Source organism: Leucobacter komagatae (genome assembly GCF_000834055.1).
GTDB classification, from domain to species: Bacteria; Actinomycetota; Actinomycetes; order Actinomycetales; family Microbacteriaceae; genus Leucobacter; species Leucobacter komagatae_A.
Map to the genome: position 1 here is coordinate 1 of NZ_JXSQ01000058.1, position 3885 is coordinate 3885.

General features: G+C 57.8%; 2 protein-coding genes. Both read left to right on the plus strand.

All coding sequences use genetic code 11. From position 1 onward, the window contains the following. Positions 1-33: 33 nt before the first annotated feature. On the plus strand, positions 34-1671 hold the full coding sequence (locus SD72_RS18750) for an LGFP repeat-containing protein (protein WP_084767303.1): 1638 nt from the start codon (positions 34-36) through the stop codon (positions 1669-1671). Between the two features lie 187 nt (positions 1672-1858). Next, positions 1859-3885: glycosyltransferase family 2 protein (locus SD72_RS17205; RefSeq protein ID WP_232299846.1), on the plus strand; the 2027-nt coding region annotated here is incomplete at its 3' end.

Here is a 3885-nt window from a genome sequence, read left to right on the forward strand (position 1 = left end):
CCGTGGCCGAATAACGAGCAGTACTACAAAGCTATGGGTTACGCATGTCCGGATAGCGGGCCCGGTGGCACCGCGAACTGTGATCCCACACAGGGCGGTTTCTTTCAACAGGTCTACCGTGCGGCGTGGCAGCTTAAGGTCTACCGGGCCTTTCCAAACAGCTACAACTACAAGCCATTTCAAAACAACACCATTCAGTGGCACCCCAATGCGTCATGCGGAACTTCGAGTGTCCGCATTGAGAACTGGGCTACAGCTGCGCTCTACATCTACACACCGTACCGTCCAAACCAGGCAGCGTTGAACGCAGGCTGGGGGACCGGCGACGGCTGCTCGAGCTACGGCAACCGTAACTTCTACAACTACTACAGAGCTTGGTTTGGGACGCCCAGCGGCCCTCCCGTCGCACAGGAGCTCGTTGCCTTTTACGAGTCTCTCGGAGGCTCGAATGGATTCCTCGGAGCCCCTACGGGGACTGCGTCTGTCTACAACAACGGTGGCCTCGGGCAAGGGTTCCAAGGCGGATCCATGTATTGGAGTAACGCGGCCGGGGCATCAGCCGTGAAGGGCGCAGTGCGGGCTGAGTATTGGGACAGCGGTTCTTGGTCCGGGCCGTTAGGTTTCCCCCGAGCCACAGAAAACCAGATCCCGGGCGGTGGCGTCGTGCAGCAGTTCCAGGGTGGAACGATCTACTGGTCGCACGCGACCGGCGCCTACCACGTCCGTGGCGCGATACGAACTGCATACGTAGCTTCGGGCGAAACCAACGGCCCACTGCGTTTCCCCATCGGCCGGGAGCGTTCGCTCGCCGGCGGCGCTATGCAGGAATTCCAAAGCGGAACAATTTACTGGAAGCACGCTACCGGAGGAGTGCCAGTTCGCGGCGCGGTGAGGTCTGCGCTCCTGACATCCGGGGGTGTGGACGTGCTGGGATACCCGATGCGTGGTGAGGTCTCTGCTCCAAGTGGAGGAGTGCAGCAGGAGTTTGAATTCGCGACTGTGTTCTGGACGCATGCATCTGGCGCTCACCCAATGAGGGGAGCAATGCGCGCAGCCTATGTGGCGGCCGGTGGGCCGCAAAGCTCGCTGCTGTACCCCACGAGTACTGAGTCACGCTACGCAACGGGGGGAGCAGGTCAAGGGTTCCAAAGCGGATCAATGTATTGGCATCCTGACACAGGAGCGCACCCTGTGAGAGCTGCGGTCCGAAAAGCCTTTTGGGACGCAGGATCCATCGCCGCGCTGGGCTTTCCGCTCTCCGGTGAGAACTCAACACCAGCCGGTGGCGTTGAACAGCACTTCCAAAAGGGATCTATTTACTGGCGGCACGACGTGGGAGCGTATCCGGTTCAGGGGCCTGCTCTGAGCGCATACCAAGGGGCTAAGGGAACGGGTGGAGCGCTCGGATTCCCGATCGCAGTAGCGACACGGACAGCTGACGGTGGAACAACGCAACGATTCGAGCGCGGAATTATCACTGTCGACAAATTTGGAAATGCTCGAGTCGCCATAACAGCTTCATCCCCCCTTGCGCGTGGCGACGAGCAAGCTGCGGTTGAGCCCCCGGAGGATCCTGGGGCGGAGGTCGGGCCTGGCGTGTCTAGTGAGGGTGAAGATGACGAGGGTGGCATTGGTGAAGAGGCGTTGAACCAACCTCACGCTGCGCAGTAGCGTTTCGAATAGCGGCAGCACGGACAGGTAGAGTAGCAGCAGTATGTCTTCAAAACAGTTGTCTACAGGAATCCGCCTTCGCCGAATGCTCGGCGAGAAACTCCAAGATCGCGTAAGGACGAACGCGAATCCAGCCGTGCTGGCAATGCGGGCTCGGCTGGGGCAACCCCACGTGGGCATGGGACGGGTGTCAGTCATCATTCCGATCTACAATGTTGAGCGATTTTTGCGGGAGTGCCTGGAGAGCGTTCGTGTACAGAGCTATCCAGACATTGAAGTGATCATGGTCAATGACGGGTCGCCGGACGGGTCCGAGAAGATCGCTCGGGAGTTCGCCAAGAAGGACAGACGCTTCAAGCTCGTCACAAAGAAGAATGCGGGCTTAGGAGCTGCTCGGAACACGGGGATCAGAGTAGCCACCGGCAAGTACATCACATTTCTCGACTCCGACGATGTCGTAACAGCAGACGCTTACCGAGAAATGGTGATGGCTCTCAACAAGAGTGGTTCTGACTTCGTGGTGGGGGGAGTGGAGCGCTGGAGGGCGCGCGCTACCTGGAAAGACGACTGGGCTTCGCGGGTTCATGGACGCGATCAACTTGCCGCCAAGCTTGACGACATTGCCGAGGTCACTAAGGATGTGTTTGCCTGGAACAAACTCTTTCGTACTGCGTTCTTCCACGAACAGCTGGGTGAGTTTCCGGAGGGAATCCTCTATGAGGACCAAGAGCTCACAGCTCGTGCCTACACCAGAAGCAAGAGCTTCGACCTACTGGAGAAGACTACCTATCTCTGGCGAATCCGCGAGGACGGAACATCGATTACGCAGGGCAAGCTCACTGACCGTGACCTGAGGGACCGCATCACCGTGGCGCACAGAGTCCATGAGATCTATCGAGATCACGCTTCACCTGAGGTCTATAGCTATTGGAAGCAAAAGACCGCTGCGCTTGATTTCGGCTTTTACTATCGTTTGAGTCACCGCGGGAGCGACGAGTACTGGAACATGCTCGTAGAATTCACCCGCTTCCTGTTTGATGTCCTCTCGGAGGAAGACTGGACCCGAGTTCCTGTCCAGGAACGTGTGCTTTGCGCCCTGATTGCGTCCGACGATAAGCCCCAGAGCGAACGAGTTATCAACGCTCAGGCACAGTTTGTAGGAGATCTCCCTACTGTAGAAACCGAAGGAACCCTTCGAGTCGACCTCGAACAATGGGGAGTTTCTCAGGAAGCTGTTCCGGAGTTTGTCCAGGCATTGTACGAGGGAGATAGCGCGCTCCGAACTGGCCTTAAGCGAGTTGAATGGTTACAGCCGGGAAGACTCGCGCTGTCGGGATTCGCCTACATCGACAAAATGCCGGCCACCATCGATCAGTCGCAGGTGCGATTGCTGGCCGTTCGTTCTGACGGACTGGAGGCGGAAGTACCAGTAGAGCGGTTCGAGTTTGATAAGAGCGACCCGACCCTTCCGCGTACCGCCTACGCCGAGTATCCTGCGTCGGGAATTCGCGCGGTAGTAGACGTTTCCTCCGTGCTATCGGATTCAGGGGAGCAACTGACGTTCCGCATCGAATATCAAAGAGGAAGTGTCCAGCGGTCTGGCGCTTGGCTGCCACAGAATAACGAGAATTCATTCGGCGTTCTGCCTCACTCCCCGTCTAACGGATACGTCCTTGGAGCGAGAGCCGATCGGCGAGATGGAGTCGTCGTCTGGCGAAACCACTCGCCTGTTTCGATCTCGAACCTAGATGTGGTTGGCCGACGCATCCAGTTCACTGTAGTCGCCATTGAACCCCTCCGTTCGGCCAACGTCCGGTTTGTGAACCTGACGATGCTGAACGAAGTAAATGTGGCGCTGCCAGACTTGGAACCCGGTAGTGAGACACGTGTGTCGGCTGAATTGCCCTTGCGAGCGAAAGCCTGGGAGAGGCAATTTGAGACTGTCTGGAGCCTAGAGCTAGTTTGTGAGAAGGGCACCTATCCTCTCCCGTATCCCGAGGGAACACAGGCTGAATTGCTCTCAGCAGAAACTGGAGCAGTTGCGGTTCGCCCTTCGGGCTCTGGATGGCTTGAAATAATCGATTCGCGCTGGAGGGCAGTCGTAGAACGGGTCGTAACCGACGGAAACAGAATCACGGTGGCCGGTGCTTTCAACGCACAGACGGCAGACACACCACGAATTGTAATGTTGCGGGTAGACGGGGTTGTTCTGGA